Source organism: Actinomycetospora sp. CA-101289 (assembly GCF_050955895.1).
Classification (GTDB): domain Bacteria; phylum Actinomycetota; class Actinomycetes; order Mycobacteriales; family Pseudonocardiaceae; genus Actinomycetospora.
Map to the genome: position 1 here is coordinate 219,935 of NZ_CP192093.1, position 13,516 is coordinate 233,450.

Here is a 13,516-nt window from a genome sequence, read left to right on the forward strand (position 1 = left end):
CTCATCGACGACAGCTTGACGCGGACCTCGTCCGAGGGCAATCGACGAGCGGCGAGCGGAGACGTGACACACGTCGGCGGTGGTCTCCTGAGAGACACGCCCCGCGAGCGGGCGAAATCTTCACCCTTTCGGAGTCATCAGCCTGCTGTTCATCGCGCCGAGCGGGCCTGCGAGCGGTCGTTCGACGACGGATCTCTCAGCTCCGGCGTCGCCCGGCGGTCGGATCCCTAACGTCACCCGCCGTCGGAGCCGTGCGGCGACGCTCCCCCTTCTGCCGCCGCCGGCTCCGTGGTCACACCCCGCACACCCGTGCCCGGTACCGACCCCGGACGAGCTCCCCCGTCCCGGCGCCGCGGCACTCTCAGGAGGATCCCCGTGCCCCGACGCGGACGACATCGCACAAGTGTCCCGACACGCCTCATCGCGGCCGTGGCGGCGTTGCTGGTCACGGCCGGCGTCGTCGTCGCCGCCGGATCGGCGGCTGCCGACGACCAGGACGGCGGCCTGTTCAGCGCCCTGAGCAGCGACGAGAGCTCCGGTGGCTCCGACGACGAGGGCTCCGGCGACGACCAGGACGGCCAGGACCAGGAGTCCGAGGGCTCCGAGGGTTCCGGCGACGAGGAGTCGGGCGACGGCTCCGAGGACGCCGACGGCCAGCAGGACGGTCGGGACGGCCAGGACGGCCAGGAGCAGCGCCGCCAGCAGGACAACGACCTCGTCGAGGACGAGGGCGAGGTCGACGCCGACCGCGAGGCCCCCGAGGTCGAGGCCGCCGAGGCCGCCGACCCGTTCCCCGGCCGTGACGAGATCGCGGACGCGGACGAGGGCGACTTCGTCGACATCGCCGACGTCGACGCCAACGGCGGCGAGTTCGGCGAGGGCGGCCGCCGGCTGAGCGGCGGGTCGTACACCGTCGACTGCGGCGTCAGCGACCACAACAACTCCGACAACTACATGGCGGCGCCGGGCAAGCGGAACGGTGCCCAGCACGTCCACGACTACGTCGGCAACGAGAGCACCAACGCGAACTCCGACGACGACTCGCTCGAGCAGGCCGGCACGTCCTGCGTGAACGGCGACCAGTCGACGTTCTTCTGGCCGGTGCTGCGCGACCTCAACGGCACCGGGCCCGACGTGGACGAGGACGGCGGCACGCTCGACGGCAACCGGGGCGCGATCCTGCAGCCGCGGTCGGCCCAGCTGAGCTTCCACGGCCACGGTGACGAGCCGGTGGAGCCGATGCCGACGCACCTCATGATGATCATGGGGAACGCCAAGCAGGGCGCGCAGGGCGGCGAGAACGCCAACGCCAAGTACACCTGCACCGGGCAGGAGGAGCGGGTCACCAGCCAGTACCCGATCTGCGGTGCGGGCTCGAACCTGGTGCGCATCCTCGACTACCCGAGCTGCTGGGACGGCCAGAACCTCGAGTCGAAGAACTTCCGCGACCACATGGCCTTCACCGACGAGGACGGCAACTGCGCCGACGGGCTCACCCCCATCCCGGCGCTGCGGATCACGCTGACCTACGACCAGCCCGAGGGACGCGCGTTCCAGATCGACAGCTTCCCGAACGAGCAGCACGACCCGGCCACCGACCACTCCGACTTCGAGAACCTGGCCACCCAGGACTCGAACGACGCCGGTGCGGCCTGCATCAACGAGAACCGGACCTGCGCGAACCTGCAGCAGTAGTCCCGCACGACCCGAGGGGCCGCCCGCCCGTGATCTGCGCGATCACGGGCGGGCGGCCCCTCGCGTTCGTGGGCCCGCCGACCTACCGTCGGCGGCAGGCGTCGAGGAGGCGCTCACGGGAGTCCGGGCCACCGGGCTGAGAGGGGACCTGACGCGGTCCCGACCGTTCGAACCTGATCCGGGTCATGCCGGCGCAGGGAGGCCGCTGATGAGCACGTCCACGTCCACCTCCGGGTCCACCTCCGGGTCCGCCACCTCGGGCCCCGCCGAGGTCGCCCCCACCCTCGACGGGCCGGTGCCCAGGACCCTCGGCTTCCTCGACCAGGGCGCCTTCTGGGCCAACCTCGGGGTCAGCCTGCTCGGCTTCGCCGGGGTGCTGGCCGTGCTGGAGCCCGCCGGCGCCCCGCCGCTCACGGTGGCCGCGGCCGTCACGGCGACCGTCGTCGGCACGCTGATCGGCAGCGCCATGATCGGGCTCTCGGCGATGCCCGGCGCCGCGACCGGGGCGCCGGCCATGGTGCTGCTGCGCGGGCTCTTCGGCGGCGTCCTGTCGTGGGTCCCGTCGGTGCTCAACGTCGTGCAGCTCATCGGCTGGGGCACCTTCGAACTCGTCGTCATCGCCCAGGCCGGCACCCTCGCGCTCGGCGGGCCGACCTGGGCGTGGGTGCTCGGGGCCGGCGTCGTCACCACCGTGCTCACGCTGCGGCCGCTGGGGATGCTGCGGCTGCTGCGCCGGGTGGTCACGGTGCTCGTGGCGATCTCTGTCGCATACCTCGCGTGGTGGCTGTTCTCGAGGCCCGAGCTGTCGCTCACCGCCGGCGGCGGGTCCTGGGCCGGCTTCTGGGCGGGGTCCGATGCGGCGATCGCGGTAGCGGTGTCCTGGATCCCGGTGGCCTCGGACTTCTCCCGCCACTCGCGGCGCGTCTCCACCGCCTTCACCGCCGCGACCGTCGGCTACGGCGTCACCCAGATCCTCTGCTTCGTCGTGGGCCTCGCCGCCCTGGCGCTGGTCGGGGGCGACGGCGACGCGGTGTTCGCCCCGATGCTCGCCGCGCCGCTCGGGGTCGTCGCGCTGCTCGTGCTGACCGCGCGGGAGACCGACCAGTCGTTCGCCAACGTCTACTCGACGGCGGTGTCGGTGCAGAACCTCGCGCCGCGTGCCGACCGGCGTCTGCTCTGCCTCGCGATCGGTGCGGTGATCACCGTGCTCGCGCTCGGCGTCACGATCGACGACTACGCGGTCTTCCTCGCCGTCATCGGCTCGGTGTTCGTGCCGCTGCTCGGCGTCGGGGTCGGCGACGCGCTGGTCCGCCGAGGTACTCCGCCCGACCTGTCCCGCTGGGCCCCCTCCCGCCCGCTCATGGTCGTGGCCTGGGGGGTCGGTCTCGTCGCGTACCAGCTGGTCAACCCCGGTGGCGCGCCCGTGTGGTCGGACGCCTGGATCGCGCTGCGCGAGGCGCTGGGCCTCGCGCCGCCGTCGTGGCTCTCGGCGTCGTTGCTGTCGTTCCTCGTCGCCGCGCTCGTCGCCGCGGGGCTGGCGCGTCTCGAGCGGCGCGGGACGGGGTGACCGTGGGCCGCAGGGTCTTCGGGGGGCTGGTGCGCGAGCTGCGCTCGCCGTTGACGCTGCTCCTCGTCGTCGCCTGCGTGGTCGCGGGGGTCGGCGCGGCCGTCGTGCTGACGCCCACCCAGGAGGTGGAGGCGTTCGGGCAGCAGATCGGCGTGGGGGTGCAGGCGCCGTCGGCGACCTTCGCCGGGCCGCCGCGCATCGTCCAGATCGGCAACACCCGCCTCGACGTGCCCGACGTGACGATCTACGGCCCGTTGCGCCCGGAGCTGGTGATCGGCCCGGTGCAGCGCAACGAGACCGCCGGGCAGGCCATGACGTCCCTGGCCGGGGGCGCCGCACCGGCGGACGCGCTGGCGGCGATCGTCGGCGGCTTCGAGCGGTGGTTCGGGTGGGCGACGCTCGTGCTGGTCGCGGTCGTGCTCGGCGTCTGCGGCCTCGTGGGGTCGGTGCGCGTCCTGGCGACCCTGAGCCGCACCGCGCGGCGCTCCGGGGCCGCCGCGCGACCGTCGCTCATCGCCCGGCGGCTCTCGCGCCGGCTCACCCGCTCGACGGTCGTGGCGCTCACCGTGTCCCTGCTGGTGTGGGGCGTGTGCGGGGTGCTCGCGGTGGTCGGTGCCCGCGACCTGCGCGACGCCCGCTCGCTCACCGACCTCACCGGCGCGCACCACGTCACGCCGTCGCCGGTCGGGCCGACCGTGTCCGGGGTGCGCGGGGTCGTGATCGGCGACTCGCGCGTCGCCCGGCTCGGCGGGCCGCTCGCCCCGGACGCGACCCCGGAGGACGCCGCCTGCGCCCGCAGCACCGACTCGCTGGCCCGCCAGGTCGGCGCGGCGGTCGGCGACGAGGTCCTCAACCTCGCCTGCTCGGGCGCGCGCATCACCGCGGGGCTGCGCGCGCCGCAGTTCACCGGCGGGCTGGCGGTGCCGCCGCAGGTCGGGCGGCTCAAGCAGGTCGACGACCCCGCGTTCGTGGTCGTCGCCGTCGGGCCCAATGACCTGAACTGGACCGACCTCATCGGCTACTGCTACGCGGTCGCCGACTGCTCCGACAACTTCACCGCCGGCGAGTTCCGCTACCGGCTGGCCGCCTTCGACCGCGACTACGCCGACCTGCTCGCCGACCTCGCCACGCTGCCGTCACACCCCCGCGTCGTCGTCCTCACCAGCTACGACGTGCTGCGCCCGGACGCGCAGTGCTCGACCGTCCGGGGCCCGCGGCAGTACCCGGGGCTCACGCCGCCCGAGATCGCGCTGCTGTCCGACCGCAACGCCGAGCTCAACGGGGTGCTCACCACCGGGGCCCGGCGCTACGGGCTCGACGTCGTCGCCCCGCCGCTCGCGCCGCTCTGCACCCCGTCGGCGGACGGCCTGGGCCCGGACCTGCAGTCCCTCGACGACCCGCACCCGTTCCACCCCACGGGCATCGGGGAGCTGCGGCTCGCGATCCCCGTCGTCGACCGCGTCGGGGTTCCGCCGGGCTGACACGGGCTACCTGTGCCCCGTGAAGATGCGGACGCTCGGCCGGACCGGCATCAAGGTCAGCCCCTACTGCCTCGGCGCCATGATGTTCGGCGCCTGGGGCAACACCGACCACGACGACTCGATCGGGATCATCCACAAGGCGCTGGACGCCGGGATCAACTTCGTCGACACCGCCGACGTCTACGCCCAGGGCGAGTCGGAGGAGATCGTCGGCAAGGCGCTCGCAGGCCGCCGCGACGACGTCGTGCTGGCCACGAAGGCCCACGCGCCCATGGGCGACGACCCGAATCACCGCGGCAACTCGCGACGCTGGCTGGTGCAGGAGGTGGAGAACTCCCTGCGCCGCCTGCGGACCGACCACGTCGACCTCTACCAGATCCACCGGCCCGATCCGGACACCGACGTCGAGGAGACGCTCTCGGCGCTCACCGACCTCGTGCGCAGCGGCAAGGTCCGCGCGATCGGGTCGTCGACGTTCCCGGCGTCGGAGATCGTCGAGGCGCAGTGGGTGGCCGAGCGGCGCGGGCTCGAGCGCTTCCGCACCGAGCAGCCGCCCTACTCCATCCTCAACCGGGGCATCGAGCGCGAGGTCCTGCCGGTCTGCCGCCGCTACGGCATGGGCACGCTGGTCTGGAGCCCGCTCGCGATGGGCATGCTCACCGGGAAGATCCGCAAGGGGCAGGAGGCCGGGACGCAGCGCGCGCAGCGCACCCCGGGCCGCTTCACCGACGAGCGCAAGCTCGACGCCGTCGAGCAGCTGATCCCGCTCGCCGAGGAGGCGGGCCTGTCGATGGTGCACCTGGCGATGGCGTTCGCCGTGGCCCACCCGGGCGTCACCTCGGCGATCATCGGTCCGCGCACGGCGGAGCAGCTCGACGACGTCCTCGCCGGCGCCGAGGTCACCCTCGACGACGAGGTCCTCGACCGCATCGACGCGATCGTGCCGCCGGGGGTCGACGTCAACCCCGGCGACGTGTCGTACGAGCCGCCCGGGATCGGCGACGTGACCCAGCGCCGACGGCCGCGCGAGGAGCGCGCCGCGGCGGGGAATTAATTCCCGTTGTGGGGACAGATGGCTGATTGAGCTGCCGGCCCGGGGCCGCCACGATGATCAGTCCCACGGGTGCTCGGAGGGGGTTCGCCGATGGACGTCGTCGTCATCGTGATCGTGATCGTGGTGGTGCTGCTGGCGGTCGCCGGCGTCGCCGCCCTCGTCATCGCCCGTCGACGTCGGCAGCGTGAGCTCGCCGACGAGTTCGGGCCGGAGTACGAGCGCCGCGTCGCCGAGACCGGCGACCGCAAGCAGGCCGAGAAGGAGCTTCGCGAGCGCAAGGACCGGCACGACCAGCACGAGCTGCGTCCGCTGCAGCCCGACGAGCGGGAGCGCTTCCACGCGGACTGGCAGCAGGTGCAGCGCGGCTTCGTCGACGACCCGGGCGGTGCCGTGGAGCACGCCGACGCGCTGGTCGTGACGATCATGCGCCAGCGCGGCTACCCGATCGAGGACGGCCAGCGCCGCACCGACGACCTGTCGGTCGCGCAGCCGCACCTCGTCGAGGACTACCGGCACGCCCAGCGCGTCACCACCGCCCACCGCGACGGCACGGCGAGCACCGAGGATCTGCGCGGGGCGTTCACCGCCTTCCGCTCGCTGGTCGAGGCGCTGCTGGACGACGACGGCGGCGACCGCGGCGGTGATCACGGCGGTGATCGCGGCGGTGCGCACGGCGGCGCCCAGGACGGCGCCCACGGTGCCGGCGCCCCGGGTGCCGGGCCGGCGGGATCGACCGAGCGGATCCAGGGGCCCGGCGGGGGTGCGCCCGGCCAGGCCGGCGGGCACCCGGACGCGGGCACCGAGCGGATCGCGCCCGGTGGCGCGCCCGGCCCGGGGGGACAGCCCGGCGGGCCCGCGCCCGGACAACGCCCGACGGCACCCCCGGCCGGCGGCCCCGACGGACACCAGGAGCGCAGGCGATGAGCCACCCCGAGCAGGGCCGACCGACGGACCAGGCGGCCGACGACCAGGTGCCGGGCGAGCACGGCCGCCCGGGCGGGTACGACGAGGACCCCCGGCAGAACGCCGGCCAGGACCAGTACGGCCAGCCCCAGTACGGCGAGGCGCAGTACGGCGGGCAGCCGCAGGGCGACCCCTACGGCGGCCAGCAGCAGCACGGCCAGCAGTACGGGGGCCAGCCGCAGGGCGACCCGTACGGCGGCCAGCAGCACGGCCAGCAGTACGGCGGTCAGCCGGGTCAGCCGGGTCAGCAGTACGGCGGGCAGCCCGGTCAGCACTACGGCGGTCAGCCGGGCGGCGGGTACGGCGGCCAGCCCGGCCAGCAGTACGGCGGCCAGCCCGGCGGCGGGCAGGGCGGCGGGCAGGGCGATGTGTACGGCGGCGACCCGCAGGGCGCCCGGTCGGGCACGCCCTACACCGAGCGGCACGGCGACCAGCCGGGCCAGCAGCACGTGGGCCAGCAGCAGTACGGGGACCAGCAGTACGGCGGCCAGCAGCAGTACGGCGGCCAGGCCTACGGCGACCCGCAGTACGGCGGTCAGCAGCAGCAGTACGGCGGTCAGCAGTACGGCGGCCAGCAGCAGTACGGCGGGCAGCCCGGCGGTGCCGGTCCCGGCGGTGTCGGCCCCGGTCAGCCGGGCATCGGCGGGCAGCCGGGCGCCTACCCGGGCCCGCCCGACCACGGGCGCGGCGCGCCCGGCGAGCCCTCCGACGGCCGGGGTGGTCAGCCCGGCCAGGTCGGTCAGGCCGGTGGCAACCCGGCCGCCCAGGGCGGCTACGCCGACGAGGGCAGCCTCGGCCGCGACCAGGCCGGCCACGGCGACGACGACGACGCGCCCCGCGGGACGATCATCGACCCGGAGCGGGCGGCGCAGTGGCGCTCGCAGTGGGAGGACGTCCGGATGATGTTCGTCGACCGTCCCCAGGACGCGGTGGCCCGCGCCGACGGGCTGGTCGGCGACGTCCTCGAAGAGCTCTCGCGCACGTTCTCCACCCAGCGCAGCGCCCTAGACCCCAACGCGCTCGGCGGGGAGCCCTCCACCGAGGAGATGCGCCGGGCCGTCCAGCGCTACCGCGAGTTCTTCGACCGGCTGCTGACGCTCTAGATCACCTCTACGGTGCGGCCATGGTCTCCACCCCGGACTTCGGCCGCACCCTGGATCGGCTCGCCCCGGTCGTCGGTGCGGTGACGCGCGCGCACATCGCGCTCTACCGCCGCACCGGCGGCCGGCTCGGCCACGCCGTGCCCGGCATGCCGTCGATGCTCCTGCTCGACCACGTCGGGGCGAAGAGCGGGCAGCCGCGCACCACGCCGCTGCTCTACTTCACCCACCCCGACCAGCCCGACGACCTCGTCATCGTCGCGTCCTACGGCGGGCACCCGCGCCACCCCGCGTGGTTCCACAACCTCCGCGCGCACCCGGACACCACCGTCCAGGTGCGCGACGAGGTCCGGTCGGTGCACGCGCGCATCGCGACCGACGAGGAGCGCGAGCGCCTCTGGCCGGCGGCGCTCGCCACGTACCGGCCGTTCGCGGGCTACCAGCGGCGCGCCGAGGAGGTCGGGCGCACGATCCCGTTCGTCGTGCTCACGCGCCGCGAGGGCCCCTCAGTCGCGTAGCCGCACGTGGTCGGGGGTGAGCTCCTTGACCGACGACACCCCGAGCAGCGCCATCGTCCGGCGGATCTCCGCGGTGAGCATCGTCGCGAGGTGGTCGACGCCCTGCTCGCCGCCGGCCATCAGCGCGTAGAGGTAGGCCCGGCCGACCAGGCAGCCCGACGCGCCGAGCGCGACGGCGGCGACGATGTCGGCGCCCGACATGATCCCCGTGTCGAGCAGGACCTCCGCCTGCCCGCCGACCTCGGCCACGACCGAGGGCAGCGTCTCCAGGGGGACGGGGGCGCGGTCGAGCTGGCGTCCGCCGTGGTTGGACACGACCACCGCGTCGGCGCCCGCGTCGACCACCCGGCGGGCGTCCGCGGCGGTCTGCACGCCCTTCACCACGAGCGGGCCGTTCCACGTGGATCGGAGCCACGTGAGGTCGTCGAGGGTCAGCGCCGGGTCGAACATCGTGTCGATGAGCTCGGCGACCGTGCCCTCCCACGACGTCAGGGCCGCGAACTCCAGCGGGTCGGTGGTCAGGACGTTCGCCCACCAGTGCGGGTGGCGCGCCATGTCGAACAGGGTCCGCGCGGTGAGGGCCGGCGGGATGGTCAGCCCGTTGTGGGCGTCGCGCAGGCGCGCCCCGCCGACCGGGGTGTCCACCGTCAGCATGATCGCCTCGTTGCCGGCCGCCGCGGCCCGCCGGACGATCTCCTGGCTCGCCGCCCGGTCGCGCCAGAGGTAGAGCTGGAACCAGCGCCGCGTGTCGGGCGCGGCCGCCGCGAGGTCCTCGGGCGACGTGGTGCCCATGGTCGAGAGGGTGTGCGGCACCCCGATCCGGCCCGCGACGCGCGCGACCGCCGGCTCCCCGGCGTGGTGCATCATCCGGGTGAACCCGGTGGGGGCGAACGCGAACGGCAGCGCCGAGGGCCCGCCGAGCATCGTCGTCGAGGTGTCGATGTGCGAGACGTCGCGCAGCACCGACGGCCGGAACTCCAGCGCGGCGAACGCGTCGCGGGCGCGCCGCAGCGACAGCTCGCCCTCCGCGGCGCCGTCGGTGTAGTCGAAGACGGCCCGGGGCGTGCGCCGGCGGGCGATCTCGCGCAGGTCGGCGACGGTGTGGGCGCGTGCGAGGCGCCGGCGCACGGGGTCGGGGTCGGGGCGGGCCAGGCGCAGCAGGGGCCGCAGCTCCGCGGGGCGCGGCAGCCGACGGGCCGTGCGGGCGGGTGCCGGGTACTCCGGACGGGACGTCATCGGCCTCGCTCCTCGTCGCGCGTCGGCGGTTCGTCCCCAACCGAACGGGGCGGCGCGCCGCGCGTCAAGGCGACGGGGGAGCCGATCGGCGACGCCGCGGAGCCGGGGATGGTCCGCCCGTGGTGGAGCCCGGTGCGGTACAACCATCGAGCGAAGGCCGGATCGGCGGTCGGCAGGCCCGGTCGCCATCGGGGGAGAGGACGAGGTCGTGAGCTACCCGCAGCGCTCGTGGGACGAAGGCGAGGTGGAGGTGGTCGGCAAGCGCCTGTGGGCCGGCGGCGTCGCGACGGCGGTGGTCGCGGCCGGCATCGCGATCGTCGGCGTCCTCATCCTCACCAACGTCTTCGACCTCGGCATCCAGACCGCGGAGCGCAGCGGCGCCCTGGTCGACAACGCCATCACGATCATCCCGGTCTGCGCGGCCATCGCGGCGCTGGCGGGCACGGCCCTGCTGCACCTGCTGCTGCTGACCACGCCGCGGCCGGCCACGTTCTTCTCCGCGCTCGTGGTGCTGGCGCTCGTGGTGCTGCTCCTGCAGGTCTTCCTGGCCCGCGGCAGCGTCGTCGACCACATCGCCACCGCCGTGCTCTACGCGGCCATCGGGCTCGCGATCATCTCGATGCTCTCGGGCGTCTCGCGCACCGCGGTGCGTCCCGTGACGGCCGGCAGCGGCTGGGGCGGGCGCCAGTACGACGGGCGCTACGACCAGCGCTACGGCAGCTACGACCAGCCCTACGACCAGCGCGGACCGTACGCGGACCCCTACTCCGGTCAGGACGACCGCACCACCCGGCACGACCCGCGCGGACCCCAGGGCGGGCGCTGGTCGTGACCCCGCGGTGGCGGACCCACCGCACCGTGACGTTGGTTCTATTGACGCCCCTTCCCTTGACCCTTCGTGCGGACCCTGACGACGATCGAGTCGCGTGAATGCTCTGCGTGGGCGATACCTCCTGCCCGCGTCCAGCTCCGTCGCCCCGGTGGGCGACGCCGGGACGAGAGGTCAGTGATGGCACCGACAGCGGTCAACGGCACGAACGGCAGGCGTGAGCGCGGCGTCCTCCAGCGGACGGCGACCCCGCCGTCGAAGCACATGAGCCTGGAGGAGGCGCGGACCACCCTGCGGCTGGCCCTCCCGGAGCCCGGCAGCAAGTTCAGCCAGGACGACGAGTGGTGCGTCGTCGCCGAGCCCGACGGCACGTGGGGCGAGTACCGGTTCCACGACTACGACCGTATCTTCCGGATGCCCGGGCTCTACGAGAAGATCTTCTACGACGTCCTGGGCTGCGACTCGCCGCGGTTCATGGTCGGCCTGTTCGCCGAGGCCCTGGCCTCCGCGGGCGTGTCCGCCGAGACCCTGCGCGTGCTCGACCTCGGCGCCGGCAACGGGATCATGGCCGAGGAGCTCGCCGCGATCGGCGTCGGGCACGCCGTCGGCGTCGACATCCTCCCCGAGGCGGAGGAGGCGGCCGAGCGCGACCGCCCCGGCCTCTACGCCGACTACCACGTCGCCGACCTGACGGCGCTGGCCGCGGCGGAGCGCGAGACGCTCGCCGCGCACCACCTCGACACCCTCACGGTCGTCGCGGCGCTCGGGTTCGGCGACATCCCGCCGGCGGCCTTCCGCACCGCCTACGACCTCATCGCCCCCGACGGCTGGGTCGTCATGACGATCAAGGACGCGTTCCTCGACGAGACCGACACGTCCGGGTTCGCCGGCATGATCGGCGAGTCGCTCCGCTCGGGCGCGCTCGAGGTCGTGCGCCGCGAGCGCTTCCAGCACCGGCTGGCCACCGACCGCACCCCGCTGCTCTACGAGGGCATCGTCGCGCGCAAGAGGGGGCCGCTCGCGGGGTGATCGCGGGGTGAGCCGCGTCTACGACTCGTCGGTAACCGTGTGACCCAGGTCGCGTCCGGGCACACTCCACATCGGGGCACGTCGAAGGTGGCGTGCCCCGGAGACGACGTGGAGGTCGCCGACATGACCGTGGAGCAGCACCGCAGCCGGACCCCGGTGGGCCGCGACGCCGCCGCCGGCACCGTCGACGTGGCGACGGCGCTGGAGGCGGTGATCCCCGCCGACCTGCTGGCCGAGGTCGATCCGGCCCTGTGGGGTCGCACGGTCGTCCAGCTCGCGCAGGGCCTGGCCACCCACCCCACCGACGTGGGCCGGGTGGTCGCGGGACACGCGGCGCTGGCCGCGCGCATCGGCAGCGCGACGGTCGCCCGGGTGCTGGGGTCGGACGCGGAGGGCCCGGTCCCGGTGGAGAAGGACGGGCGCTTCCGCGATCCCACGTGGGAGGAGAACCCCGTCTACTGGGCGGTGCGCCAGCAGTACCTCGCCGTGGTGCAGACGCTGCACGACCTCGTGGGGGCGGCGGGGCTCGACGAGTCGTCGCGCGAGCGCGCCGAGCTGCTCATGGACGTGCTCGGCAGCGTGCTCTCGCCCACCAACCTGCTGCCCGGCAACCCGTCCGCCCTCAAGCGCGCCTTCGAGACGGGCGGCTCGAGCGTGCTGGCCGGCGCCCGCCAGATGCTCGACGACCTGGCCACCAACCAGGGCCGGCCCCAGCAGGTGGACCGCTCGAGCCTGCGCGTCGGCAAGGAGCTCGCGGCCACGCCGGGCAAGGTCGTGTACCGCAACCGGCTGATGGAGCTCATCCAGTTCGAGCCGCAGACCGACGAGGTCCACGAGATCCCGATCCTGGTCAGCCCGCCGTGGATCAACAAGTACTACATCATGGACCTGGCCCCGGGCCGCAGCCTGCTCGAGTGGGCGGTCCAGCACGGGCACACCGTGTTCGTCATCAGCTACCGCGACCCCGACGAGTCCATGGCCGACGTCGGGCTCGACGACTACCTCGAGCTGGGCAACCTGGCCGCGCTGGACGTCGTCCAGGACATCACCGGCGCCGAGAAGGTCAACCTCGTCGGCCTGTGCCTCGGCGGCCTCATGGCCACGATCGCCAGCGCGATGCTCCACGCCCGCGGACAGGAGCACCGCCTCAACTCGCTGACGCTGACGAACACCCTGCTGGACTACTCCGACCCGGGTCCGGTGAGCAGCTTCGTCGACCCCGAGATCGTCGACCGGCTCGAGCGCAAGATGGCCAAGACCGGCTATCTGCCGGCGGACTCGATGGCCGGCACCTTCGACCTGCTGCGCGCCAACGACCTGATCTTCAACTACGTCGGGCCGAACTGGCTGGAGGGCAAGGCCCCGCCGGCCTTCGACATCCTCGCGTGGAACGCCGACTCCACCCGGATGCCCGCGAAGATGCACGCCTTCTACCTGCGGCACTTCTACCTGATGAACGAGCTCGCGCGGGGCGAGCTCGAGCTGCTCGGCGAGCACCTCTCGCTGAAGTCGGTCACCAACGACACGTTCATCGTGGCCGCGATCAACGACCACATCGCGCCGTGGCGGACGTCGTTCCAGTCGACCACCCTGCTGGGTGGCGACGTCACCTTCACGCTGTCCAACGGCGGCCACATCGCGGGTGTGGTCAACCCGCCCGGCAAGAAGGCCAAGTACTGGATCGGCACGGTCGGGGGCGACTCCGCGCCGGACGCCGACACCTGGATGCAGCGGGCCACCGAGGTGGGCGCCTCCTGGTGGGAGCCGTGGCGCGACTGGATGGGCGAGCGCGGTGGCGGCATGCGCCAGCCGCCGCCCACCGGCTCGGACGCCTACCCGCCGCTCCAGGACGCGCCCGGCTCGTACGTCCTCGGGACCGGCTGACCACCACCGCCCGACTCGCCCGCGCGGCCCTGCCGCGTGGGGCGACCGGGTGACGCGGGTGCTCCGTGCGCGCCCCGGGATTGACGGGTGTCGTCCACCCTCGGCACGGTGTTGCGTGGAGCGCGCGTCGCGTGCGCTCTGCGCAACGCCCGCCGCCCGC

At 74.0% G+C, this 13,516-nt stretch carries 11 protein-coding genes and 1 riboswitch; of the genes, 10 read left to right on the plus strand and 1 reads right to left on the minus strand.

Translation table 11 applies throughout. From position 1 onward, the window contains the following. Nucleotides 1-429: 429 nt before the first annotated feature. The 7 genes from ACQPX6_RS01040 (at nucleotide 430) to ACQPX6_RS01070 (ending at nucleotide 8,378) form a co-directional block, all read left to right on the plus strand. Nucleotides 430-1,695 (plus strand): DUF1996 domain-containing protein, encoded by a 1,266-nt coding sequence (locus ACQPX6_RS01040; RefSeq protein ID WP_433784839.1) that lies wholly within the window; start codon nucleotides 430-432, stop codon nucleotides 1,693-1,695. Between the two features lie 105 nt (nucleotides 1,696-1,800). Then, nucleotides 1,801-1,912: riboswitch (TPP riboswitch) on the plus strand. After that, entirely contained in the window at nucleotides 1,904-3,262 is a 1,359-nt protein-coding gene (locus ACQPX6_RS01045; protein WP_433784840.1) for a purine-cytosine permease family protein, read from the plus strand. Its footprint overlaps the riboswitch before it by 9 nt. 2 nt (nucleotides 3,263-3,264) lie before the next feature. Beyond that, entirely contained in the window at nucleotides 3,265-4,743 is a 1,479-nt protein-coding gene (locus ACQPX6_RS01050) for a GDSL-type esterase/lipase family protein (RefSeq protein WP_433784841.1), read from the plus strand. A 19-nt stretch (nucleotides 4,744-4,762) separates the two neighbouring features. Further along, nucleotides 4,763-5,797, plus strand: coding sequence for an aldo/keto reductase (locus ACQPX6_RS01055; protein ID WP_433784842.1), 1,035 nt, complete (start codon nucleotides 4,763-4,765; stop codon nucleotides 5,795-5,797). Between the two features lie 90 nt (nucleotides 5,798-5,887). Further along, entirely contained in the window at nucleotides 5,888-6,721 is an 834-nt protein-coding gene (locus tag ACQPX6_RS01060; protein ID WP_433784844.1) for a hypothetical protein, read from the plus strand. Further along, nucleotides 6,718-7,863, plus strand: a complete 1,146-nt coding sequence (locus tag ACQPX6_RS01065) for a hypothetical protein (RefSeq protein ID WP_433784845.1) — start codon at nucleotides 6,718-6,720, stop codon at nucleotides 7,861-7,863. The genes ACQPX6_RS01060 and ACQPX6_RS01065 overlap by 4 nt, the downstream gene beginning before the upstream one ends. A 20-nt stretch (nucleotides 7,864-7,883) precedes the next feature. Continuing rightward, a complete protein-coding gene (locus ACQPX6_RS01070) occupies nucleotides 7,884-8,378 on the plus strand; it encodes a nitroreductase family deazaflavin-dependent oxidoreductase (RefSeq protein WP_433784846.1) in 495 nt (164 codons plus the stop codon). Here the strand turns inward: ACQPX6_RS01070 and ACQPX6_RS01075 are convergent. Further along, the gene (locus ACQPX6_RS01075; RefSeq protein ID WP_433784848.1) at nucleotides 8,367-9,614 is read right to left on the minus strand and encodes an alpha-hydroxy acid oxidase; all 1,248 of its coding nucleotides are present in this window, start codon (nucleotides 9,612-9,614) and stop codon (nucleotides 8,367-8,369) included. The genes ACQPX6_RS01070 and ACQPX6_RS01075 overlap by 12 nt on opposite strands. A 208-nt stretch (nucleotides 9,615-9,822) precedes the next feature. On the opposite strand from ACQPX6_RS01075, the gene ACQPX6_RS01080 reads away from it, so the two are divergent. From ACQPX6_RS01080 to ACQPX6_RS01090, 3 genes are all read left to right on the plus strand, one after another. Continuing rightward, nucleotides 9,823-10,446 (plus strand): hypothetical protein, encoded by a 624-nt coding sequence (locus ACQPX6_RS01080; RefSeq protein WP_433784849.1) that lies wholly within the window; start codon nucleotides 9,823-9,825, stop codon nucleotides 10,444-10,446. A 177-nt stretch (nucleotides 10,447-10,623) separates the two neighbouring features. Next, the gene (locus ACQPX6_RS01085) at nucleotides 10,624-11,472 is read left to right on the plus strand and encodes a class I SAM-dependent DNA methyltransferase (RefSeq protein WP_433784850.1); all 849 of its coding nucleotides are present in this window, start codon (nucleotides 10,624-10,626) and stop codon (nucleotides 11,470-11,472) included. 123 nt (nucleotides 11,473-11,595) lie between these two features. Further along, nucleotides 11,596-13,356 carry a PHA/PHB synthase family protein gene (locus ACQPX6_RS01090; protein WP_433784851.1) on the plus strand — a complete coding sequence of 587 codons (1,761 nt, stop codon included), beginning with the start codon at nucleotides 11,596-11,598 and terminating at the stop codon, nucleotides 13,354-13,356. The last annotated feature ends 160 nt before the right edge of the window (nucleotides 13,357-13,516 follow it).

Excerpts from the sequence above, each read along its gene's own strand:
- ACQPX6_RS01045 (WP_433784840.1), top strand. The coding sequence starts at position 1,904 with ATGAGCACGTCCACGTCCACCTCCGGGTCCACCTCCGGGTCCGCCACC.
- ACQPX6_RS01060 (WP_433784844.1), top strand. The coding sequence starts at position 5,888 with ATGGACGTCGTCGTCATCGTGATCGTGATCGTGGTGGTGCTGCTGGCG.
- ACQPX6_RS01065 (WP_433784845.1), top strand. The coding sequence starts at position 6,718 with ATGAGCCACCCCGAGCAGGGCCGACCGACGGACCAGGCGGCCGACGAC.
- ACQPX6_RS01070 (WP_433784846.1), top strand. The coding sequence starts at position 7,884 with ATGGTCTCCACCCCGGACTTCGGCCGCACCCTGGATCGGCTCGCCCCG.
- ACQPX6_RS01075 (WP_433784848.1), bottom strand. The coding sequence starts at position 9,614 with ATGACGTCCCGTCCGGAGTACCCGGCACCCGCCCGCACGGCCCGTCGG.
- ACQPX6_RS01085 (WP_433784850.1), top strand. The coding sequence starts at position 10,624 with ATGGCACCGACAGCGGTCAACGGCACGAACGGCAGGCGTGAGCGCGGC.
- ACQPX6_RS01090 (WP_433784851.1), top strand. The coding sequence starts at position 11,596 with ATGACCGTGGAGCAGCACCGCAGCCGGACCCCGGTGGGCCGCGACGCC.